Origin of the sequence: Streptomyces sp. 891-h (assembly GCF_022760275.1) — a bacterium.
Classification (GTDB): Bacteria; Actinomycetota; Actinomycetes; order Streptomycetales; family Streptomycetaceae; genus Streptomyces; species Streptomyces spirodelae.
The window spans coordinates 275995-297283 of record NZ_CP050693.1 but is presented as its reverse complement, the minus strand read 5'-3'; the positions used below and the strand labels follow the sequence as shown (position 1 = coordinate 297283).

Genomic DNA, 21289 nt, shown 5'->3' with positions numbered 1-21289 from the left:
CAGGCAGGGGCTGGGCAGCTAACGAGAAGGTAACGGTGGCCGGAGAGGAGGGCGAGCATGCGGCTGTCCCTCCTGGCGCTGCTCGCCAGAGGCCCGGCCCACGGATACGAACTCAAGCAGGCCCTTGAGAAGCTCCTGGGCGCCGCGTACCCTCAGCCCAACATCGGGCAGGTCTACGTCACCCTCGGCAGGCTCGAGAAGGCCGGACTCATCGAAGGCGAGGACATCGCACAGTCGAGCCGGCCGAACAAGCGCACTTACCAGCTCACGGACGCGGGACGGGAAGCGGTGGCCGCGTGGTTCGACGAGCCGACCGAGGAGCCGCGGGTGCGGGACGAGTTCTTCATGAAGCTCGCCGTCGCCCCCGGCACCGGGATGGCCGACCAGGTCGACCTCATCAACAAGCAGCGTCGTCACTACCTCAACGCCATGCGTGATCTCTCCAAGCTCTCCGCGGCCGAGGACCGGGACAACCGGGTCGCGCAGCTGCTCGTCGAGGGGGCGATGCTGCACCTCCAGGCGGACCTCGACTGGCTCGAGCGCTGCCAGGAGGAGCTGGAACAGCTGGAGGAGCTGGAATGAGCCGCGAGGCCCGTGAGGCCCCTGCCGCCGACGACGCGGGGGGCATATCGGCCGCCGCCGACCTCGTCGTCTCGGCCGAGGGGCTGGTCAAGACCCACCGCACCGAGTCCGGCACCCCCGTCAAGGCCGTACAAGGTGTGGATCTGCAGATCGAGCGCGGCGAATTCGTCGCCATCACCGGCCCGTCCGGGGCCGGCAAGTCCACCCTGCTCCACCTGCTGGGCGGACTGCACAAACCGGACAGCGGGCGCATCTGGCTGGAGGGTGAGCGGGTCGACACCTACAGCGAGGCACGCTGGGCCGTGCTGCGCCGCCGCCACGTCGGTATCGTCTTCCAGTTCTTCAACCTCATCTCCCACCTGACGGTGGCCGACAACGTCGAGCTGCCCGCGCTGCTGGCCGGAAGCAGCCCGCGCCAGGCCCGCGCCAGACGCGCCGAGCTGCTCGCCGACCTCGGTCTGGAGGGCAAGGAGAACAGCACCCCCGGCGAGCTGTCCGGGGGCGAGCAGCAGCGTGTCGCGCTCGCTCGCGCGCTGGTCAACCACTCCAGCCTGCTGCTGGCCGACGAGCCCGCCGGCAGCCTCGACAGCAAGGGCACCCGCGAGGTGCTGAGGCTGCTGTCCCGCTACCACCAGCGCGGCCAGACCATCGTGCTTGTCACCCACGACGCCCGGGTGGCCAGCGCCGCCGACCGGGTGATCAGCCTCTTCGACGGCCGCATAGTCGACGACGCGGCGCTCGGCGGCGGAGCCCGGCCGGGCCGAGCCAAGGGCGGCGTGTCCGGCACGCTCGAACTGAAGGGCTGAGGCGGTGCGGGCCACGGCGCGCTGGGTCCGCGCCGATCTGCGGGCGCACCGGGGCGAGGCGCTGTTCCTGGTCCTCGCCACGGCCGGGGTCATCGTCTCGCTGCTGCTGTCGGGCGCCTTCCTCGCCTACGGGGCGAGTCCCTGGCAGCGGGTGTTCACCGAGTCCACCGGCGCCCATGTGTGGATCCAGACCACGGCGGGGGCCGACGCCAAGGCGCTGGCCGGGCTGGACGGGGTCGAGTCCGCCTCCGGACCGTTCCGCACCGCCGTCACCACCGTGGAACTCGACGGCGCCAAGGCGAGGGTCCAGCTCCGCGCGGCGGGAGCCGAACCCCCGAAGGTGGCCCGTCCCCTGATGACCGAGGGCCGCTGGCCCGAGCAGAAAGCACCGGCCGCCGCCGGGGCTGCGTCCGCGCACGCCCGTGCCGGGGCTGCGGCCGCGCACGCTCCTGCTGAGGCTGCGTCCGCACGCGCCCCCGCCGAGGGGCCGGCCGGTGCCGACTCCGCAGACCGCGACGCGGCGGGAGCTGTCGACGGCATCGTGCTGGAGAGCTCGCTCGCCCGCGCCCTGTGGGCCGAACCCGGCGACGTGCTGCACGTTCGAGGCTCCGACGGCGCCGCCCACGCCCTGCGCGTGTCCGGCGTCGCGGAGACCGCCGAGGACCGGTACAGCCCGGGCCGCACCCCCGGCATCGGCTGGGTGCTGCCGGGCGCCATGCACCGCCTCGGGACGGAGGCCGACCAGCGCGGGCAGACGATCGGGCTGCGGCTGGACGACCCCGAGGACACCGACTTCGCGATCCAGCGGGCAGTCACCGAACTGGGCGACAACCAGATCGTCTCCGTCTCCACCTGGCAGCAGGCGCGGGACGACGCCGAGGGCGGCGGTCGGCTCCTCGGGCTGCTCCTCGGACTGTTCGGCCTCAGCGCGCTGCTCGCCGCCGCGCTCGCCGTGGCCGGAGCCATCAGCACCCGCATCCGGGGCCACCTGCGGGACATCGCGATCCTCAAGGCGATCGGCTTCACGCCCGGCCAGCTCATCCGCACCTTCCTCGTCGAGCACGCGGCGCTCGCCCTGCTCGGCGTGGCCTGCGGTGCCGTGCTCACCGAGGTCCTCGGCCCACGGATGCCGGGACGGCTCGGCGAGGCGATGCGGCTGTGGCAGGCGCTTCCGGCCCACACCTGGGTACCGCTCGCGATCCCGCTCGGCGCGCTGCTCCTCATCGTCGGTACGACCGCGCTGGCCGCCTGGCGGGCCGGCCGCGTATCGCCCGTACCGGTCGCCCGCGCTGCGATGCCCGCCGTCCGGCGGATGCCCGGCACGGTACGGCGCGCCCTCGGGCTCCGGCTGCCGCCTGCCCTCGTCCTCGGCTGGCGAGGTGCCTTCCATTCCCGGGCCCGGTCCTGCGCCGCTGTCGGGCGGCTGGCCGTGCCCCTGCTGCTGATCACGATCGTCCTCGGGGCATGGACCACCCTCGACCGTCTGGAGCACCATCCGGAGAGGGCGGGCATCCCCGCCGCGCTCACCGTGCGCGGCGACGGGCTCGACGCCGCCGCCGTACGGGGGATGCTCGCCGACCAGCCGAAGGTGACCGCGGCCTACCCGGGGGACGAGGTCAAGGCGCTGGTGCCCGGCCAGACCGGCACGATCACGCTCCGCGGCCTCGGCACGGACCGTGACCCCTACCCCTTCACCATCGCCGAGGGGCGCGCCGCGGACAGATCCCACGAGGCGGTCGCCGGGCAAGGGCTGTTGGACCTGCTGGACGTGCGGGTCGGGGACTGGGTGCGGGTGACGGTCGGCGGCGACCCGCAGGTGCTGCACATCGTCGGGCGCAGCATCGAGCCGGAGGAGGACGGCCGGGTGCTCTCGACCCCGCTCGACACGCTGCGCGAGGGCGACAGCACGCTGAGCCCCGGCTTCTACAACCTCGTCCTGGACGAGGACGCCGATCCCGCTGCCGTGGCCGCCGAACTGTCGTCGGGGGCGGACGGCCGGCTGGACGTGCGCGAGATCCCCAATCCGGTGCAGGAACTCCATTCCGTACGCGGGGTGCTGGGCGGTCTTGTCACGGTGCTGGCGCTGATCGGTCTGGCCGAGCTGTCGACGACGATCGCCGCGGGCGTACGGGAACGCCGCCGGGATCTGCTCGCCCTCAAGGCCATCGGGCTGACGCCGCGGCAGATCATCGCGGTGATCGTGGCCGGGACCGGCTTCACCGCCCTAGCCGCCGCCCTGGTCGGAACGGCGGCCGGGGTCATCGCGTCGGGATGGCTGATCGACCTGCAGGGCCGCTCCAGCGGTATCGGCGCCGGGATCGCCCAACAGCCCCCGCTCGCTGCCCTGTTGCTGCTGGTGGCCGCAGCGGTGGCGGGCGCCGTCGCCGTTTCCCTGCTCCCGGCGTCACGCGCCGTACGGCAGCGACTGGCCGACACCCTCGGCGACTCCCTCTGAGCGGCTCCGCGCCCCGAGCGGCCACTGGCGTGGGTGGCCGTGGCCCTCATTCAGGGCGGCCGAACCGGTATGCCGCCCAGCAGAGTGCGCCGGTGCCCAGTGCTGCCAGGAGGCCCCATTCCAGCGGTACGGGGAGCTGCCGGCCCGCCCAGGCCGGGCCCTTGGGGGCGGTGAGCCCCGGGACCTGTCCGGCGATGCAGCGCCGCATCGCGTCGACGGCGTAGGACAGCGGATTCAGTGCGGCGGGCACGGCCAGCCACCGCGGAAGCGCCGTGAGCGGGAAGAAGACGCCGGAGAGGAAGAGCAGGGGCATGGTCACCAGCCCCAGCAGAGTGTTGAACGTCTCGACGCGGCGGATGTGCACCGCCAGAGCCAGGGTGAACGTGGTGTAGGCGAATGCGGTCACCACCATGCCCAGCATCAACAGGAGGAACAGCACGGGCCGGTAGGGGATCCCGACGGCACCGGAGACCAGCAGCAGCATGGCCCCCTGGGCTGTGGCCATCAGGGTGCCGCCCAGGCAGTGTCCGCACAGCAGTGTCGAGCGGCGCACCGGAGCCATCAGCGTCTCGCGCAGGTAGCCGTTCTCCCTGTCCATGATGAGGCGGATGCCGACGGACATGGCGGGAGCCTGCACAGCGATGGCGAGGATGCCCGGGAACAGGAACGTCTTGTAGTCGCCGCCCACGGTCTCGGACGGGATCAGACCGGACAGCCCGCCCCCGAGCGCCACCAGATAGACAGCGGGCTCCAGCACAATGATCACCGTGTGCAGGCGCAGGGACAGCAGCCGCAGGCACTCCCGGTACACCAGGGCGTGTGCCGCACGCAGTTCGCGGCGCAGCGCTGAACCGGGAACAGGGTCCGGGCCGGTGAGCGCGTCGGCCGGTTCGAACCCCCCGCCGGTCGGGCCTCCGGCTCCCTTGGCGGCTGTCGCGGTGGGTGCGGGGGTGGGTGGAGTGCGGGACGCCGGCTCGGCGCTCATGAGGGCTGCTCCCGTCCGCCAGGGGGCGGCGCTTCGACCGGTCCGCCAAGGGCAGGCGCTGCCGTCGGGTCCACGCTGATGTTTCGGCCGGTGTGGTGGAAGAACACATCGTCCAGCGTCGGCGGCGTCGCCGTTGCCGCGTACACGGTGACGCCCCGCTGAGCGAGGGCAGCGCACAGCCGGGGGAGCCAGGCACTCGCTTCACGGACGCGCAGGGCGACCCCCTCGCCGCCGGGCGGGGCCACCGACTTGGCCGGATCGGACGGACCGGGAGGCCCCTGAGACGCGAGTGCCTCGCGCAGCTCCGGGATGTTCCGCGCCACCTCACACACCGCGGCGTTGTCGTCGGTCCGCAGGTGCAGCTGGTCCCGCCCGATGGCGGCTTTCAGACGCTCCGGAGTGCCGGAGACGACGATGCGGCCCTGGTCGATGATGGCGATGCGGTCGCAGTTCTCGGCCTCATCGAGGTAGTGCGTGGTGACGAACAGCGTGGTGCGCCGACCGCCCGGGGGCGTGCGTCCGGGCAGCGAGTTGAGGTGCTCCCAGATCTGGGCTCTGGCGTGCGGGTCGAGCCCCACGGTGGGCTCGTCCAGGAACAGCACCCTGGGCTGGTGCAGCAGCCCTCTCGCGATCTCGAGCCTGCGCCGCATGCCCCCGGAGTACGTGCGCACCGGCTGCCGGGCCCGCTCCGCCACTCCGGCAAGCTCCAGGAGCCGGGCGACGCGCCGGCGTGCGTACCGCCGGGAGAGCCCGTACAGACGCGCGTGCACATACAGGTTCTGCCGCGCCGTCATACCGTCGTCCAGCGAGCTGGTCTGGAACAGATAGCCCACGCGCTGCCGTACGAGCCCGGCCTCGGCCGCCACATCTGCGCCGTGCACCCACGCGCGTCCGGCCGTGGGGACGGCGAGCGCGCACAGCATGGCGATGGTGGTCGTCTTTCCCGCACCGTTCGGCCCCAGGAACCCGAAGGTCTCGCCGTCGGCCACCTCCAGGTCCACTCCGCGCACCGCCTCGACCGGTGTGCCGCCGCTGCCTCCGTGCGGGTACGTCTTGACCAGCCCGCGTGCCTGAACGGCGTACGTGCTGTCGGCCACCGGCTCCCGCCCTCCTCTTGCCGGGGGATGCAGTCCTCAGGAGGGCTTCCCAGCGCGGCCGGCGGCATCCCTGCCGCGGCGCAGATGCACTCGTGGCGGTCATACGCAATTGGTGCGTCGATGCATACGGCGCTCTTGTGACGGTCCTACTTCGCATCCGGCCCACCCCGTACGCCCGTGTCGCGCAGTCTCGTCCCCGGCGCACCAGGGCAGGCCTCCTGATACGGCACTGCCGACGGTTCCGCCGAATCCGAGCCGCTGCGGCAGCGGCGCGACCGCACCCACTGAACGAGAGAGGAGGTGAGCGAGATGCGCCGCGCGTACGAGCGCCCGACTCTGATGCTCGTCGGTTCCTTCCGCCGGGTCACCGGCGTCAAGGGCCACGCGTCGCCCGACTTCCTCGGTCAGCACAGCATTCTTCGCTGACCAGGGCCGGCACGGCCGGGAAGCACCGGGAGTTTCACGGAAACCGGACGAGCAAGGGGTGGTGGGCGGCGCGAACCGCCCGCCACCGCCGAGCACGGGCCGGGTGGGCGGAAGTTGACGAAGGCGGAAGTGGACCAGCGGAAGTGGGAAGAGGGGGCTGGGGCGCACATGCTTCGAGAGCCGGCCGCATTCGCCGCGGCCCCTGTGTGGTTCGCCGTGTTCCCCGACTGTCCGTCCGCCGCGACGGCTGCCGCGCGGCTGCGCCCCCTCGCCGACCGCTGCCTGCCGCATCCTTCGGGGCGCCCCCTGCTGCTGGGCCGCTGGCCGGGTGCACAAGAAGCCGCTGAGACCGTCTGCACGGCGGGCGCAGGCGGGACGGTGCTCGCGCTGATCGGGCAACAAGGCGCCGGGACCGCCGCGTTGGAGCGGGCCGCCGCCCGCGTCCGCACCACCGAGGCGGCAGCGGAGTCCGCTTCCGGCGTCCCGGGCAGCTTCCACCTGGTGGCCTCGGTGGACGGGCGGGTGCGGGTACAGGGCACACTGAGCGGGCTGCGCCGGGTGTACGCGACCGAGGTCGCGGGAGCCACCGTCGCCGCCGACCGGGCCGACATCCTGGCGTACCTCACCGGCTCCGGTTTCGACGACCGTCGCCTCGCCCTGCGCCTGCTCTCCCCGACGCTGCTGCACCCCCTGACCGACGAGCCGGTGTGGCGCGGGGTGCGGTGTGTCCCGCCCGGCCATTTCCTGCTGTACGAGCAACAGGGCCGCGCCCGGGAAGTGCGCCACTGGTCGCCTCCCGACCCCCGCGTCCCGCTCGCCGAGGGCGCCCCGGCACTGCACGCCGCACTGCGCGACGCGATCGCGGCCCGGACCACGGGACGGGCCGTGATCAGCTCTGACCTCAGCGGCCTCGACTCGACGTCCCTGTGCTGTCTGGCAGCCCGGGAGGAGAAGACGCGTGTGGTCGCTTTCACCGCCGCGTCCCCCGACCCGCTCGACGACGACGTGATGTGGGCGCTCCGCACCGCGAAAGCCGTGCCTGGCATCGAGCATCACCTCGTGCCGTACGAGGAGATGCCGACCATCTACGAGGGACTGCCGCAGCTGCGGGAGCCGTTCGACGAGCCGTGTGCCGTCATCGCGGACCACGCCCGCTGGCTGGCGCTCACCCACCGTGCGGCAGCAGCCGGTTCGGCTGTGCACCTGGCCGGCTTCGGAGGGGACGAACTGCTGATCGCCAGCGCGGCTCATCTGCGCACCCTGCTGCGCCGCAGCCCCCTGGCCGCGACGCGGACGCTGCGCGCCTACGCGGCCGCCAACCGGTGGAGGCCGGGGCACGTACTGCGGCAGCTGCGTACCCGGGAGTCCTACCGCGATTGGTTGGAGTCGGTGGCCGGATCGCTCACCGATCCGCCGCCTCCACCGGACCGCCCCGCGCTCAGCTGGGGCGAGCCACCACGTCTGGCCCCCTGGGCGACGGCGGACGCGGCCGACGCGGTACGCGAACTGATCCGCGAAGCCGCACCCGACGCCGAACCGGTCTCGGCCTCGCCCGGAGGCCACGACGATCTGACCGGGCTGCGCTACGCGGCAGGCCCGCTCCGCCAGATCGGCCAACTGGCCCTGCGCGGCGGTACGGCACTGGCAGCGCCCTACTGCGACGACGCCGTGCTCGACGCCGCACTGGCGGTACGTCCGGACCACAGGCGGGCCCCTGGGAGCTACAAGCCGCTCCTGGTGGAGGCCGTACGCGGCACGGTCCCCGAGGAGATTCTCACCGGGCGCACCAAATCGATCACCAACAGCAACCCCGACGCGGCTCTTCGAGCGCACCGCGCCCAACTGGCCACCCTGTGGGAGGACTCCCGGCTGGCCGACAGCGGACTGATCGACACGGCCGCCCTGCGCGACCTGTGCGCAGGCCCCCTCCAGCACCACCCGCACGACCTGCACAGCGGGCTCTACCAGACGCTGGCCTGCGAACTGTGGCTGCGCTCCCTGGAACAGCGGCCCGCAGCCCTCGACCAGCCGGCCGGCACGCCCATCACCGACGAGGAAACGAGGCCCTGATGCTCACCCTGCGCTCGGGCGTGTCCTGCGCCGACACCGAGGAGGGCATCGCCCTCCTCGACGAGGAGAACGGGCAGTACTGGAGCCTCAACCCCACAGCGGCGCTTGTCCTGCGCACCCTGCTCGACGGCGGCAGCCCGCACCTCGCGGCACAGCGGCTGAGCGAGACGTACGAAGTGGACGACGACAGCGCCCGACAGGACGTGCAGGAGCTGATCCACGCCCTCACCACCACCGGACTGGTGGAGCGGTGACACGGCGCCCCGCGCAGCCCACAAGCACCGACCCGCTCCCCGTTCCCTTTCGCCGCCGCCTTCTAGCCCGGCCCGCGGTCCGCTGCTCTCTGCTGCTGGCGCGCCTGCCCCCGCGCCGCATCCGCACCCTCCTGACCCACGTACGGCGCGGCGCCCGGCCCGCCCAGTACGCCGAGACCCTCGCCGCGCGGAACGCGGTGACCGCCGTCAGTCCCGTCTGCGCCGGCCCGGAAGGCTGTCTGCCCCGCTCGTTGGCCACCGCACTGCTGTGCCGCCTCCACGGCTGCTGGCCGGTCTGGTGCGTGGGAGCCCGCCGGCTGCCGCCCTTCGCCGCGCACGCCTGGGTGGAGGCCGACCACACCCCGGTCGGCGAGGACCACCCACCCGACTACTTCCGCACCTTCTTCACCGTCGGACTGGACGGATCGGATACGGCCTGAGCGCGGTCACCAGGCGTGCCCGGCTGGGCGGGGATGCGGCGTACGCACTCGATGAGGTAGTCACCGGTGTCCGGGTCGAGGGTGACACCGTGGGTCTCGCTGTGGAAGCCGGGAAACCGCCGATCGAAGCTCTCCAGTGCCCTCAGATAGCGCAGCAGCGGACCGTCGGGTGCACCGGTGTTCTCACCCGGCATCAGGACCGGGATACCGGGCGGTGTGACGGTGACCATGGCGGCTGCGGTCCGGTCGGCCGCGTCGGCGAGCCGCACCCGTTCGGTGCCGCTGCGGATGAGGCGCTCGTAGCAGTGCTGAGGTGGTGCGACGGGCTCGGGCAGCTCCTGGAAGGCGGTGTCGAGCAGCTCGACCAGCCGGGCTTCCCGGAGGTGGTCGTGCATCTCCTGGCACAGCGCGCGCAAGGTCTGCCCGGCGTAGCGTCGGGGGTGCGCGTCGACCAGTTCGGGCAGCAGGCGCTCCAACGGCGCGTCCTCGTCGTAGAGCGCCTTGAAGTCCATCAGAGCGTCCATGAGCGTCCCCCACTTGCCCTTGGTGATCCCCATGGAGAACAGGACGAGAGTGGTGTACGTGTCGGTCTTCTCCACCACGATGTTGCGCGTGGCCAGGTAGGCCGTCAGGACGCGCGCCGGGACGCCCCAGTCGGCCATGCGCCCCCCGCCGTCGATGCCGGGGCAGGTGAGGGTGACCTTGACGGGGTCGAGCAGGCAGTAGCCGTCGGACAGCCCGGCGAAACCGTGCCAGTCGGCGCCCGGCTCCAGCTGCCAGCAGGACGGTTCGCTGCTCAGCAGCTCCACCGGAGCGTCGGCGAAGGGCAGCCGCTCGCCGGAGGCGGGATCGACCACGGTATCGGGCTGCCAGACGCCGAAGAACCAGCCGGGCCGGTCACCGGCGGCCGCGACGCGCCGGCCGAGGCGTACGACTGTCTGGCGGAAGCGGATGGCCTCGGTCACCGACTCGTCCACCAGCCAGCGGCCCTGCGGCCCGTCCATCATCGCGGCGGCCACGTCCAGCGAGGCGATCATCGGGTACAGCGGCGAGGTGGTGCCGTGCATCATGAACGCTTCGTTGAAACGGTCGTGCTCAACCGGTGCGCGGGGCGCGGGCTTGACGTGCACCATCGCGCTCTGCGACATGGCCGCCAGCAGTTTGTGCGTCGACTGGGTGGAGAAGACGGTCGGGCGTTCGGGGCCGGGGAAGGTGTCGGGGCCCACCGACATGCCGAAGCGGCCGGCGTAGAGGGGATGGAAGCGGGCGTAGGCGAACCAGGCCTCGTCGAAGTGCAGCCGCGGAGTGCTGGGCGCGAGGGCTCTGGCGACCTGGAGCGCGTCATAGCACAGCCCGTCATAGGTGGAGTTGGTCAGCACCGCGTACTGGACCTGGGAGGTGACCGCGTTCTGGGCGAGTGGATTGCGGGCGATCCTGGCTGCGATCGCCTCCGCCCGGATCTCCGTGGGCGGCAGGGGACCCGCCAAGCCGTAGCCGTTGCGGGTGGGGACCAGATAGACCGGCCGGGCGCCGGACAGGACCAGACCGTGCAGCACCGACTTGTGGCAGTTGCGGTCCACCAGCGCGATCTCGTCGCGGGTGACGCTGAAGTGGCCGACCATGCGGTTGCACGTCGAGTCGCCGTGCAGGACGAAGTAGGTGCGGTCGGCACCGAAGATCCGGGCCGCATTGCGCTCCGCCGCACCGACCGGCCCGGTGTGCTCGAACAGCGAGCCGAGCTCCTCGACCGAGATGGACAGGTCGCTGCGCAGCAGCCGTTCCCCGAAGTAGTCGTGGAATGTCCGGCCGACCGGTGACTTGAGGAAGGCGACACCGCCGGAGTGTGCAGGGGTGTGCCAGGAGTACTCGTGCGCGTCGTCGAAGCGGCGCAGCGCGTGGAAGAACGGCGGCAGGAGCTCTTCCTGATAGCCGCCGGCCGCGCGGGCGACCCGCCCCGCGATGAAGCGCGCGGTGTCCTCCAGCGGCCAGATGTAGCCGACCACGGTCTCCGCCACCCACAGCGGCAGGTGTTCCAGGTCCTCACCGGTCATGACCAGGAAGACCGGCAGGTTCTGGAAGCGACGCCCGACCTGGCGCAGCACCTCGGCACCCCCCGGCCCGCCGGAGACCGTGCCCTTGTCCGGGAGCCCCCAGTCCACCACGGCGGCGGCCAGCCCCGCCTCGGTACGCAACACCGCCTGCGCGTCCCCGCTCGTCGACGCCCAGCGCACCTCGAAGCCGTGCGCCACCAACTCCTCGCCGACCCTGTGCAGCTGTTCGGCACCCGTGCCCTCGCCCTCGGGCGATCCGGGTACCGCGAACAGAACTGTCCCCTCCGCCATGCCACCCCTCCGCGGTCGCTGGAGACCCGGACATACAGGTCTGGAGAGAGTGAACGGGGCCCTCACTTGAATAAGCGCCCGGCCTGTGCTGAAACCACCCGGATGTGGGAATCGCCGGCCGATGGGGAGAGGCTCACGGTGCTCCGGTGAACATCTGACGGCCGAGCGCTGGTTGTGTCAGTGGCAGCCTTCGACGGACCCGGTGCCGCGGGACTCCTCCCCGACCGCCGACAGTCGGCAGAAGCACGAGGCGTGGATCGGGACGTCAGCCCTCGCCCGGGCGAGGCGCAGCTGCTGCTCGACGATGGCGGCCTCTCCCTTGTGGCCCTGCCGGACCAGACACTCGTGGAAGCCGTGCAGGCTCCAGACGTTGCCCGGGTGCTGTTGCGACCGCGGGATGGTGCCGTCCAGGCCCAGGTCGGCCCGGTACACCGCTGCGGCCTCCGCCACATGGCCCTGCTCCAACAGCAGCGCCCCGAAGGCGTGCCGGGTCGGCTGCATCCACCCCCAGGGTTCGTCGTAGGGGAGGTCGTCATCCAGGTCGATCGACCGCCGCAGCGCCGCGTAGGCGGCGTCGACGTTCCCCTTGCGGTACTCCACCTCGCCCTCCAGCATCGCGGCCGCCACCGCGAGGATGTCCTGACAGGTGTTGTTGAACAGCATGCGCGACTCCGGGACCCTCTCCGCCGCCTCCTCGAACAGCGCCCGTTGCGCCTGGGCCGTCTCCACCCGGCCGGAGGAGGCGTGGGCGATCGCCTTCGCGTAGTGCATCAGCGCCGTCGTCACGCAGTAGAGTTCGGGGTCCGTGGGCAGTGGTGCGTCAATGATCTCCTGCCACATGCCGAAGCGGATCAGCACGTGCATCCGCATGGGGAGAAGCCCCTCGAGCCAGTCCGCCATCGGTGGCTCTTGCACGCGGAGGAGCTCTTCGGGAACCGCCGCCTCGAGTTCGTCGCAGGTGCGCAGCGCGGCGGCGCGCTGCCCGAGGAACATCGAGCCGTAGATCTTGAAGTGATAGTTGTGGCAGCGGTAGAGCGTGTAGAAGTTCATCGGGCCGGAACGTCTCACGAATTTCTCGTCCGCCTCGATCGCACGAGTGTTGGAGGACACCACGCGGGAGTAGTCGCCGCACAGGACATCCAGGTGTGTGGGCATGTGCTGCAGGTGACCGGCATCGGGAACGAGGTCGCGCAGCCGGTCGGCCATCGGCAGGGCCTGCTCCGGCGTGGACGACATCTCCATCAGATGGATGTACATGTGCAGCACACCCGGGTGGTCCGGCCCGCCCGGCAGTGCCAGTGCGTGATCGAGTGCGGCGCGCGCCTCGACAGCGAACGATCCCGGGGCCGGCTCACCGGTCCTCTGGTCCCACAGCTGCCACGGGGTGAGGTTCATCAGCGCGTCGGCGAACAGCGTGATCACGTCGAGATCATCGGGGTGCTCCACGTACACCAGGCGCATCGCCTCGGCATAGCGGTGATTCCACGCCGAGAGGTCCGGCACCGCGGCCGCCTCCGGCTGGGGGTAACGGTGCCGGAGCGCGCCGATGAGCGCCCGCTCGGCGGGCGTGGCCTTGTGCGCGAGACGTTCGGCCTGCGCGGACGCCTCGAACGCGCGGGAGACGCTCGTCTCGAGCTCGGCCGGGTCGAAGCGGTCCCAGGGCTTGTTGTAGTTGGGGCCCAGGGCGTAGGCGATACCCCAGGAAGCCATGGCACATTCCGGGTCGAGCTCGCGGGTCCGCTCGAAGCAGTCGATGGCTTCCTCGTGGTTGAAGGCATAGCTCCACACCAGGCCGCGGTCGAACCAGGTCTGTGCCTCCCCCGCCCCGGTCGACACCGGTCGGGTGTGGCGGCCGAGATCGTAGTAGTCACTCATCGAGCCTCCAGCGCCGCCTCGGCGTTCTTCTCCCTGGCCGCCCATATCCTCGCAGCAGATGACGAGCTCCTCGTCGCAATACACGCGCTGGGTGTGGGCATGCCCCCGCCCCCGCCTCCCGGTGCTCGGCAAGCGTGCGGATGTTCATATGGAATGACGGCACTCTCGGCCGGCCGCCGCCCGGCACGGCACGTGGCTGACGGTCGGCGCTGCACCGGCTGTCGCCTCTGGCGGGGAGAGGCTGTCCGGCCACCCCCGGCCCCGGCGGAGCGGGCCCGGACCACCGGCGTGGTCCGGGCCCTGAATGCGGTGGCCGGTCAGCTGCCGATCCTCCGTCTCATGGGCTGGTTGCTGCGCCGCCGTACCAGCCAGGTGCCGGTGGCTGCCGCCGCGATGACCGCCGCGCTCGCGCCGACGGGAACCAGCGCGTCGGCCGGCGAGTGTGCCCCGGCCGACGTGTGTGTCGCCGTGGCCGCTGCCTTCCGAGCCTTCTCCTCCTGTTGGCCGAAGCCTCCGGCCAGGCCCTTCTTGTCGTAGCCGGAGCCGGGGAGTTTGTCGCCGTACGCGTCGTGCACCCGCGCGTGGTACGCGCGCAAGGTCATGCCCTTGGAACCGACCGCCTTCCGCGCGTCGGGGTCGAGGGGCAGGACGCGCTTGCCGTCCTGGACGTACCAGGCGTCGATCTGCGGCTCTTCGAAGACAGTGCCGTCGGGCGCCTTGGCGGCGCCCTTCGCGGCGTAGCGCGTCTCATCGTCACCGGTGGCGATGTTGACGACCTGCCAGCCTTTCGTGGTCCGCGCCGCCATGACGGAGGCCCGCTGCCCGTCGGACGAGACGGCCCTGGTGGCGAACAGCTTCAGCTCGGCCACCGGCAGTGTGGTCGCCCGCGCGGCGGAGGGCGCGGCCACGAACTCCCGCGAGAGCGTGTAGACGGGCACGGACCTGCCCTCGATACGCGGGTCCGCCTTCGCGGCGGTGACAGCTTTGTCGTGGGCGAAGAAGCGGGAGAGGGCGTGCAGCGTCGTGCTCCGGGACGCCGCCTTGTGGGCCGCGCTTGCCGCGCCCTGGGGCGGCGCCGGGGGTTGGGCTGCGGTGCCGTCGGCGTGTGCGTACGGGGCGGCTCCCAGAAGCGCGACGGCCAGGACTCCGGCGGTCGCGGCGGAGCGCAGGGAAGCGTGCCTCAGGGGGTGGTTGGCCATGACCTCACGCTCCGATCCGGTAGAGCGAGTGGGTCCAGGAGAACTCGTAGTTGTCGACGTACCAGCCGTGCGAGGCCCAGTTGTAGCGGGTGTTGGACGGCCAGGGGTCGCCCCAGTACACCCAGCTGCGACTGGTGTCGTAGCCGTACAGGACGTGCATATGGCCGCCGCCCGAGCTCCACTGGATGCGGGTCTCGACGGGACGGTTCGCGTTGATCTCGTTCTGCACAGTGCTGTAGCGCAGCCAGCCCGAGACGTAGGAACCGGGGTTGATACCCATCCAGCCGAGGGCGTCCTGCACATGGCCCAGTGTGGCCTGGCTGTTGGGGCAGGAGCTGCCCTGGCTGCGGCCGAATGCGGCGTTGCAGAAGGTGTTCTGGCTGTAGTTCTCGCCCATGTAGGTGCTGATGGTGTTGCCGGCCGCCGCCCAGCACCAGTTGCTCATCTGCTGGGCCTGCATGGAGATGTCGAGCCGCTTGGCAGCGAGCAGGTGTGTGCTGTCGGGCGTCGGCGCCGAGCTGCCGGGCGCCGCAGTGGCGACCGCGACGGGCAAGGAGAGCAGGGCCGCCGCTGCTGCGGCGACCAGCGCGGAACGTCTGCTCCGCGTACGGCGGCGACGGGCGTGACCGTGACCGCCGCCGTCGCGGCGCGGCCCGCTGCCGTCCGCCTGACGACGGAGAGCCAGTGGGGACATGGCGATCCTCCCAGGGATGAGGGGGGTGGAGGAGCGCATCCGGATGCTGCTGCCGTTGAGCATCGTGAGTTGTCGGTGGCTGGTCAACACGCTTGAATACAAGTCAGGAACGAGGTGTGAACAGCGGGGGCGCCCATGTGAACGGGCCAGGCTCACGGGCTGGCCGGGGAGAGAAGGACGGTGCGTCGGCTGTGAACGTTCACGCCACGGACTCGGGAACATCCGGCGACCTCGAACGCGTGCTGCGCACCGGCCCCTTCCATCTCGCGCTGCGTACCGCGATCGAGGCACGCGGCCTCGCGCTGCACAGGGTGCGGCACCGGCTGGCGCTGCGCGGCATCAACGTCGGCGTCTCCAGCCTCAGTTACTGGCAACAGGGCGCACGCCGTCCGAGCCGTCCCGAGTCGCTCAGTGCCGTACGAGCGCTGGAGGACGTACTCGGGCTGCCCGCCGAGTCGCTGCTGCGGCTGCTCGCGCTGTCCTGCGACGGGGACCGGAACCGGCCCGCCTCGCGGTCGTACCAGGCGCTGTTCGAGCGGTCCGATGTGCTGCGCATGCTGTTCGCGCAGCTGGACTCGCCGCTCGACGGGGGGCTGCACACTCTGGACCAGTGGGAGCGGGTGCGGATCGGGGCGCGCCGGGAACTGCTCTCCCGCTCCTCCCAGCAGGCCGTCCGCGCCCACCGCGACGGCATCGACCGCTACCTCGCCATCCACCACGGCGATCCGGGCTGCACACCGGAGCGGGTACGGGTGCGGGCGGGCGAGAACTGCCGCGTGGGCCGGGTCCGCTGGTGCGCGAGTGCCCGGGTCCTGGTGACGGAGCTGCTGTTCGACACCAGGCTGAGGTCGGGGGAGACCTACGTCTTCGGCTACGCCTTCGAGGACGGCACGGGTGGCGTCAGCCATGAGTACGTACGGGGTTTCAGCTTCGGCGGCGGCCAGTACGTGCTGCAGGTCGGCTTCGACGCCTCGGAACTGCCCGTCAGGTGCTACAGCTTCACGCGTGCGTCGGCCGCGGCGCGGCCGAGCGGTGCGCAGGAGCTGACCCTGAGCGGTGGAAACCGCTCGGTCCATCTCATCCGGCACGCAGCGGAGCCGGGCATCGTCGGTATGGCCTGGGAGTGGGCCTGACGTCGCTGCTCGGCCGGTTCCCGGTGCCCTCGCATGAGAGGGGTACGGCGACCGGCACCAGGGCATGCACTCTCTGGAATTGTAGGGTTGCACTAAGTGTTCACTGGAGAGTGCATGGCACCCGGGACCCCTCCCAGGCACATCGCCTGCATCATGGACGGCAACGGCCGCTGGGCCCAGCAGCGTGGACTGGAGCGTACCCACGGCCATATGGCCGCCCTTGCCGCCCTCAACGCGGTCGTGAGCGGGGCTCTGAGAGAGGGCGTGGAGTGGCTGACGCTCTTCGCGTTCTCCACGGAGAACTGGTCACGCCCGGAGGGTGAGGTGAGCTTCCTGGTGGACTCCTTCCCCGGTCACGTCTTGGAGCGGGAGGCACGACGCCTGCAGGAGCGCGGGGTACGGCTGCGCCTGCTGGGCTGGGACGATCCCCGCATCCCGGCAGACGTGACGGACATGCTGCACGGCCTCGAGGAACTCACCCGTGGCAACACCAAGCTCCAGGTGAGCCTGGCGTTCAACTACGGGGGCCGCCAGGACGTGTGCGAGACCGTGCGCTGTCTGGCCGCCCAGCGCTTTCCGCACGAGGAGATCACCGAGGAGACCTTCGCGCGGCACATGAAGCTCCCCGAACTGCCCGACGTCGACCTGCTCCTGCGTACCGGGGGAGAGCACCGGCTGTCGAACTTCCTGCTGTGGCACTGTGCCTACGCCGAACTCGTCTTCCTCGACGTACTGTGGCCCGACTTCCGTGCCCCGCACTTTCAGCACGCTCTGGAGCTGTACCGGCAGCGTCGGCGCCGCTTCGGCGCCCTGGGCCCGGCAGCCGGGACGGACTCGCCCGGCCCTGCCGACGCGGATCCCGCCCAACCGCCCGTCACCGGCCACCCTGTTGAGCCCGGCCCGGTCTCGCCGCTCAAGCTGCCCGCGGCGATCGCCTCGCATCTGGGCTCCAGTCTGCTGAACGGGGTGAAGGAGACCGCCCGTTTCGCCATGCTGCAGCTCGGGGCGGCGTCGGTGCAGGCCCGCCGCCCGGATCAGCGGTGATGACGGTGCCTGGCCTGACACTGGAGCAGTTCACGTTCTGGCAGCGCACGCTGCGCCGGGCCGGGGTGCCCGAGGGCGCGCTGCGCAGTGACTACACCGCGGCACTCCGCCTGACGACCGGGAGATACCCCGCGATGTATCCTCTGGCTCGCTCAGGGTGCCCCTCCGCCTTGCAGCCCCACGTGGTCGCGGTGGCGGCGTTCGGCATCCATGCCGACTGTCTGGTGGATGTGCCGGTGAACGAGTGCGACCCGGGTCCCTTTCACGCCTGGGCGGAGCAAGTTCGGCAGGGGCTGCTCACCGGCCGGTCCGAGCAGCCGTTCTTACGCGCCTTCCTGCACACCGTGTCCGCGTGTTCCGTCAGTCACGCCGATGTGCACGCCTATCTGGCCGGCCAGGCCGGTCGGCTGGGGCTGAGCGGATACGCCACCGATCAGGACCATTACGACAACATCGACCACTCCAACATGCCCTTCGCCCGCGTGCTTGCCACCTCGTGCGGTATCCCGACCCATCCTCGCAACGAGTCAGTGGTGCGCCTGGCTGTCGACGCCATTCAGCGATGGGACGATCTCGCCGACCTGGCCGACGACCTGCGCCGCGGGCTGCTCACCATCCCCGAGACCGAGCTGCTGCGGTTCCACGCCACCCGGGACGACCTGGAATCCGGCCGGGACACCCCCGCCGTCCGAGCACTGCTCACCCACACCTGCGGCAAGGCCCGCGCCGTCCTCCACGCCGCCTACAACGCCCTCGACGACGCTGATCCGCTGCTCCAACTGAGCCTCCGCCCCTCCCTGATGATCTGCTTCCAGGCCATGGGCGGTCTCGAGCGCGCAGGCGCCGCCCTGCTGCGCCCCAGCCCGCTGTGGCACTTCCGGCCCACTGCCACCCACCTGCTCGACGGCACCCTGCGCACCCTCCACCACCGCCTCAGCCTCGCGGGCCCCACGACAGCGCTCTGACCCGGGTCCCAGCCGAAGCACATCCGGCTCAACGTGTCTGCACTCCCATGGAGGTGGCTGCCCTCAGGCGTCCGTGCAGGACGCGTAGTGCTCCGCCGACGAGGTGGCCGGGGGAGAGGTGGAGAGGGAGCGAGACCGGGTGACGGGTGAGGGAGGCGCCGCGGCGTTCGACGGTGTTCATCACCTGGTGCTGGAAGAGCAGCCCTGGCCGGTACAGCAGTTCGCACTCGGGCCCCAGTGGGGAGAGTGCCTGCTCCGCTGCTGCCTGGGCCGAGCGGGCCTTGTGGCAGGCGTGGGCGAGCAGCGCTCGTACCGCGCGGGTGTCGCGTGCGGACTCCAGGTCCGAGCGGGTGACGCCGAAGCGGGCCAGGTCCGTCAGAGGCAGGGTGAGTTTGCCGCTGTGCCGCAGGTCCTTGGCGAGGTCGGCGAGGTCGTCCGTGCGCTGGATGGCTTCGGCGTGCGCCCGCGCCGCCGGGGTGGGCGGTTGGGGGGTTCCGGGCAGGACGACCTGGTGGATGAGGCGGGTGAGCGGCATGTTGATGCGTTCGATGTGCTCGTCGTAGTCCTCCTCGGTCGGGTACTCGGTGTAGGCCGACTGCTGGGCCTGGCCCGCCAGGATGGTGTGCACGTCCGAGTGGGGCAGCTCGCGCGTGGCCACGGTGTGCAGGAAGGCGCGCAGGAACGGCTGCTCGGCCTGGCCGGTGCGCAGCCCCTTCCGGACCTGTTCGTTCCAGGTGTACAGCGGCTCGGGGTCGTGCTCGTGGGCCGGTACGTCGGCCAGGTTGTCGCCGTGGAGCCCGAAGGCGATGACGGTGAGCAGGTACGGCTGCGACGCGGCGGGCATGAAGAGCCGAGTGGGCACGTACCACAGCGGATACCGGCGGAAGGCCATGCCGGCCGCCGCGGTGTAGTCGGCCCGGAGCCGGTCGCCACGCAGACCGGCGGCGTTCAGTGCGTGGCCCCAGGGGGTGAGTTCTTGGGGTGCTGTGCTCCAGGACAGCGGTTTCCAGGACAGCGGGTTCCAGGGCGGTGTCATGACAGGGCTCCCTCCCGGCGCCGCGCGTCCCGCACGCGGGTGCCTGTTCGGAACGGGTGGAGCAGGCACCACCCGGGTAGATCACTTGCCGAATTCACTTGATTACTGCACGTGACTTGGAGGGTGGATGCCCACAACGGCCCCTAAGCATGTGGCCTGCATCATGGACGGCAACGGCCGCTGGGCCCGGCAGCGCGGTCTGGAGCGCTCGCACGGTGAACTGGCCTCCGAGAACGCCTTCAGGACGGTGGTGCGAACCGCCGGAGAGGAAGACGTCGAGTGGCTGACGCTCCTGGCCGGCGCCGGAAACCGGGCACACTCGGGCGAGGGCGGTTCCCCGGGGCACTTCGTCGCACAGCACGTCCTCGGTCACAACCTTGAGCGCCTGCACGACGAGGGTGTACGGATCCGGGTCCTGGGGCCCACCGGCCCTGCCCTCGCCGACGCGACTTCGCACCGCCTGCGCGAGGCGGAGGAGCTCACCCGTGGCAACACCCGGCGAAACCTCACCATCGCCTTCGAGCCCGGTGGCCGACAGGACATCCTGGACGCGACACGCGCGCTGGTCACCCGCCAGGTCCCGGCCTACAGAGTGACGGAGGCGACCTTCCCCAAGTACATGCGGTGCCCCGAGCTGCCCGACGTCGACCTGCTCATCCGCACCGGCGGTCAGCACAGGATCTCGAACGCCCTGCTGTGGCACTGCGCCCACGCCGAACTCGTGTTCCTCGAAATCCTCTGGCCCGACTTCCGCGCCGAACACCTGCGGTACGCGCTGGACGTCTACCGGCGAAGCCCGCGCCGCTCCGGTCAGGCCCCGGCAGACCCCGCTCCCCACCAGGCCCCCGCCGTCCCCGCGGGCGAGGGTCTGCTGTCCAAGCTGCTGCATCTGCCCAGCACGCTCACCACCCACCTGGGTCTCGTCCTCATGGACGGACTCCGGGAAGCCGCGGACTACGCAAACTCCCAGCGGACACAGATGCGGACGCGGACGCAAACGGGACTTGGCGACGGCGACCGGTGGAGCCGGTGAAGTTCAGCTACCGCCGCCCTTCCCACTCGGCCCGAGTGAGTCCGTATTCGACCTCTCCGTGCTCGGAGCCGGGGATCGCCTCCGGCCAGTCTCCGGTGAAGTTCCGGAGGAAGGCGAGTCCGGACTTCTCCATCACACGCCTCGACGCCCGGTTGACCGCCATGGTGTTCGCAGTCACCCGCTCCACCGCTAGCTCTGTGAAGCCCTTGTCGATGAGCGCCCGCGCTCCTTCGGTGGCACAGCCGCGACCCCAGGCTGCCTTGTTGAGCCGGTAGCCGAGTTCGACCACCGCGGGGCTGTCGTCATACAGCGGCCGAAACTCGAACCAGCCGACGAACACCCCGCTTTCCCTCTCTTCCGCGGCCCAGTATCCGCGGGTGCCGAAGCACGGATGGTCGTGCATCAGCCGCGGCAGGGTCCGCTCCACGATCGCCTCGCGGGTCGTGGGGCGGCCGCCGTTGATGAAGCGCATGACCTCGGGGTCGTTGTCGAGCGCGAGAAGACGGTCGGCGTCGTCGGGGGTGAACGGCCGCAGCACCAGCCGGTCGGTCTCCAGGAAGGCACACATGCCGCGATGCTGACCGGCGCGGACTGCGAGGCGCTACCGGTATCCCGTCAGCCGTCGCGTCCGGTGCCGGTAGCCCGGGAGGTCTCCCGCCCAGGTCAGACGGCATGCCCTCGTCCTCGAGGCGCCCGTGGGCGATCACCGATCGGTGGCTCAGGTTTCAAAAAGTAGGCACAAATTCCACACACCCCTCTCCAGACGGGCGCCGATGGTCTACATTGACCGTGCTTCACATGTTTGGACACGAGGCGACAAATAGTGATCTATGGGTCCGGAGTCCTGGGCTGC

At 71.2% G+C, this 21289-nt stretch carries 19 protein-coding genes; 11 read left to right on the top strand and 8 right to left on the bottom strand.

What is annotated here, in order from left to right; genetic code table 11:
* Positions 1–57: 57 nt before the first annotated feature.
* Genes HC362_RS01365 through HC362_RS01355 form a run of 3 tightly spaced genes read left to right on the top strand, consistent with a single transcriptional unit; the run spans position 58 to position 3843 of the window.
* A complete protein-coding gene (locus tag HC362_RS01365; RefSeq protein ID WP_209263949.1) occupies positions 58–582 on the top strand; it encodes a PadR family transcriptional regulator in 525 nt (174 codons plus the stop codon).
* Positions 579–1388 carry an ABC transporter ATP-binding protein gene (locus tag HC362_RS01360; protein WP_243081911.1) on the top strand — a complete coding sequence of 270 codons (810 nt, stop codon included), beginning with the start codon at positions 579–581 and terminating at the stop codon, positions 1386–1388. Before HC362_RS01365 ends, HC362_RS01360 begins: the two co-directional genes overlap by 4 nt.
* Positions 1389–1392: 4 nt before the next feature.
* A complete protein-coding gene (locus HC362_RS01355; protein ID WP_243081909.1) occupies positions 1393–3843 on the top strand; it encodes an FtsX-like permease family protein in 2451 nt (816 codons plus the stop codon).
* A gap of 46 nt (positions 3844–3889) precedes the next feature.
* On the opposite strand, the gene HC362_RS01350 is transcribed toward HC362_RS01355, so the two are convergent.
* Positions 3890–4828: an ABC transporter permease gene (locus HC362_RS01350; protein WP_243081907.1), complete on the bottom strand. Its 939-nt coding sequence runs from the start codon at positions 4826–4828 to the stop codon at positions 3890–3892.
* Positions 4825–5925 carry an ATP-binding cassette domain-containing protein gene (locus tag HC362_RS01345; protein ID WP_347568405.1) on the bottom strand — a complete coding sequence of 367 codons (1101 nt, stop codon included), beginning with the start codon at positions 5923–5925 and terminating at the stop codon, positions 4825–4827. Before HC362_RS01345 ends, HC362_RS01350 begins: the two co-directional genes overlap by 4 nt.
* 309 nt (positions 5926–6234) lie before the next feature.
* Between HC362_RS01345 and HC362_RS01340 the strand changes: the two genes are divergently transcribed.
* From HC362_RS01340 to HC362_RS01325, 4 genes are all read left to right on the top strand, one after another.
* A complete protein-coding gene (locus tag HC362_RS01340; protein ID WP_243088305.1) occupies positions 6235–6351 on the top strand; it encodes a keywimysin-related RiPP in 117 nt (38 codons plus the stop codon).
* Between the two features lie 168 nt (positions 6352–6519).
* On the top strand, positions 6520–8421 hold the full coding sequence (locus tag HC362_RS01335; protein ID WP_243081906.1) for an asparagine synthase-related protein: 1902 nt from the start codon (positions 6520–6522) through the stop codon (positions 8419–8421).
* Positions 8421–8675, top strand: a complete 255-nt coding sequence (locus HC362_RS01330) for a lasso peptide biosynthesis PqqD family chaperone (protein ID WP_243081904.1) — start codon at positions 8421–8423, stop codon at positions 8673–8675. The genes HC362_RS01335 and HC362_RS01330 overlap by 1 nt, the downstream gene beginning before the upstream one ends.
* The gene (locus HC362_RS01325) at positions 8672–9115 is read left to right on the top strand and encodes a lasso peptide biosynthesis B2 protein (protein WP_243081903.1); all 444 of its coding nucleotides are present in this window, start codon (positions 8672–8674) and stop codon (positions 9113–9115) included. The genes HC362_RS01330 and HC362_RS01325 overlap by 4 nt, the downstream gene beginning before the upstream one ends.
* Here HC362_RS01325 and HC362_RS01320 read toward each other — a convergent pair.
* From HC362_RS01320 to HC362_RS01305, 4 genes are all read right to left on the bottom strand, one after another.
* The gene (locus HC362_RS01320) at positions 9064–11457 is read right to left on the bottom strand and encodes an Orn/Lys/Arg decarboxylase N-terminal domain-containing protein (RefSeq protein ID WP_243081902.1); all 2394 of its coding nucleotides are present in this window, start codon (positions 11455–11457) and stop codon (positions 9064–9066) included. The genes HC362_RS01325 and HC362_RS01320 overlap by 52 nt on opposite strands.
* 177 nt (positions 11458–11634) lie before the next feature.
* Positions 11635–13332 (bottom strand): tetratricopeptide repeat protein, encoded by a 1698-nt coding sequence (locus tag HC362_RS01315; protein ID WP_243081900.1) that lies wholly within the window; start codon positions 13330–13332, stop codon positions 11635–11637.
* Positions 13333–13649: 317 nt separating this feature from the next.
* Complete coding sequence (locus HC362_RS01310) at positions 13650–14531, bottom strand: hypothetical protein (RefSeq protein ID WP_243081898.1); 882 nt, start codon at positions 14529–14531, stop codon at positions 13650–13652.
* Between the two features lie 4 nt (positions 14532–14535).
* Positions 14536–15117, bottom strand: coding sequence for a papain-like cysteine protease family protein (locus HC362_RS01305; RefSeq protein ID WP_243088304.1), 582 nt, complete (start codon positions 15115–15117; stop codon positions 14536–14538).
* 299 nt (positions 15118–15416) lie between these two features.
* On the opposite strand from HC362_RS01305, the gene HC362_RS01300 reads away from it, so the two are divergent.
* The 3 genes from HC362_RS01300 (at position 15417) to HC362_RS01290 (ending at position 18367) form a co-directional block, all read left to right on the top strand.
* The gene (locus HC362_RS01300; protein ID WP_243081897.1) at positions 15417–16358 is read left to right on the top strand and encodes a hypothetical protein; all 942 of its coding nucleotides are present in this window, start codon (positions 15417–15419) and stop codon (positions 16356–16358) included.
* A 114-nt stretch (positions 16359–16472) separates the two neighbouring features.
* On the top strand, positions 16473–17402 hold the full coding sequence (uppS, locus tag HC362_RS01295; RefSeq protein ID WP_243081896.1) for a polyprenyl diphosphate synthase: 930 nt from the start codon (positions 16473–16475) through the stop codon (positions 17400–17402).
* Positions 17403–17407: 5 nt separating this feature from the next.
* Positions 17408–18367: a squalene/phytoene synthase family protein gene (locus tag HC362_RS01290; RefSeq protein ID WP_243081894.1), complete on the top strand. Its 960-nt coding sequence runs from the start codon at positions 17408–17410 to the stop codon at positions 18365–18367.
* Between the two features lie 28 nt (positions 18368–18395).
* Here the strand turns inward: HC362_RS01290 and HC362_RS01285 are convergent, their stop codons facing one another.
* A complete protein-coding gene (locus HC362_RS01285) occupies positions 18396–19403 on the bottom strand; it encodes a squalene/phytoene synthase family protein (RefSeq protein ID WP_243081893.1) in 1008 nt (335 codons plus the stop codon).
* Between the two features lie 127 nt (positions 19404–19530).
* On the opposite strand from HC362_RS01285, the gene uppS (HC362_RS01280) reads away from it, so the two are divergent.
* Positions 19531–20436, top strand: a complete 906-nt coding sequence (gene uppS / locus HC362_RS01280) for a polyprenyl diphosphate synthase (protein ID WP_243081891.1) — start codon at positions 19531–19533, stop codon at positions 20434–20436.
* A gap of 7 nt (positions 20437–20443) precedes the next feature.
* On the opposite strand, the gene HC362_RS01275 is transcribed toward uppS (HC362_RS01280), so the two are convergent.
* On the bottom strand, positions 20444–21004 hold the full coding sequence (locus HC362_RS01275; RefSeq protein WP_243081890.1) for a GNAT family N-acetyltransferase: 561 nt from the start codon (positions 21002–21004) through the stop codon (positions 20444–20446).
* Between the last annotated feature and the right edge of the window lie 285 nt (positions 21005–21289).

Bases quoted from the DNA above. Each gene is read 5' to 3' on its own strand.
- HC362_RS01365 (WP_209263949.1), top strand. From the start codon at position 58: ATGCGGCTGTCCCTCCTGGCGCTGCTCGCCAGAGGCCCGGCCCACGGA.
- HC362_RS01360 (WP_243081911.1), top strand. From the start codon at position 579: ATGAGCCGCGAGGCCCGTGAGGCCCCTGCCGCCGACGACGCGGGGGGC.
- HC362_RS01350 (WP_243081907.1), bottom strand. From the start codon at position 4,828: ATGAGCGCCGAGCCGGCGTCCCGCACTCCACCCACCCCCGCACCCACC.
- HC362_RS01340 (WP_243088305.1), top strand. From the start codon at position 6,235: ATGCGCCGCGCGTACGAGCGCCCGACTCTGATGCTCGTCGGTTCCTTC.
- HC362_RS01335 (WP_243081906.1), top strand. From the start codon at position 6,520: ATGCTTCGAGAGCCGGCCGCATTCGCCGCGGCCCCTGTGTGGTTCGCC.
- HC362_RS01330 (WP_243081904.1), top strand. From the start codon at position 8,421: ATGCTCACCCTGCGCTCGGGCGTGTCCTGCGCCGACACCGAGGAGGGC.
- HC362_RS01320 (WP_243081902.1), bottom strand. From the start codon at position 11,457: ATGGCGGAGGGGACAGTTCTGTTCGCGGTACCCGGATCGCCCGAGGGC.
- HC362_RS01315 (WP_243081900.1), bottom strand. From the start codon at position 13,332: ATGAGTGACTACTACGATCTCGGCCGCCACACCCGACCGGTGTCGACC.
- HC362_RS01310 (WP_243081898.1), bottom strand. From the start codon at position 14,531: ATGGCCAACCACCCCCTGAGGCACGCTTCCCTGCGCTCCGCCGCGACC.
- uppS (WP_243081896.1), top strand. From the start codon at position 16,473: ATGGCACCCGGGACCCCTCCCAGGCACATCGCCTGCATCATGGACGGC.
- HC362_RS01285 (WP_243081893.1), bottom strand. From the start codon at position 19,403: ATGACACCGCCCTGGAACCCGCTGTCCTGGAAACCGCTGTCCTGGAGC.
- uppS (WP_243081891.1), top strand. From the start codon at position 19,531: ATGCCCACAACGGCCCCTAAGCATGTGGCCTGCATCATGGACGGCAAC.
- HC362_RS01275 (WP_243081890.1), bottom strand. From the start codon at position 21,004: ATGTGTGCCTTCCTGGAGACCGACCGGCTGGTGCTGCGGCCGTTCACC.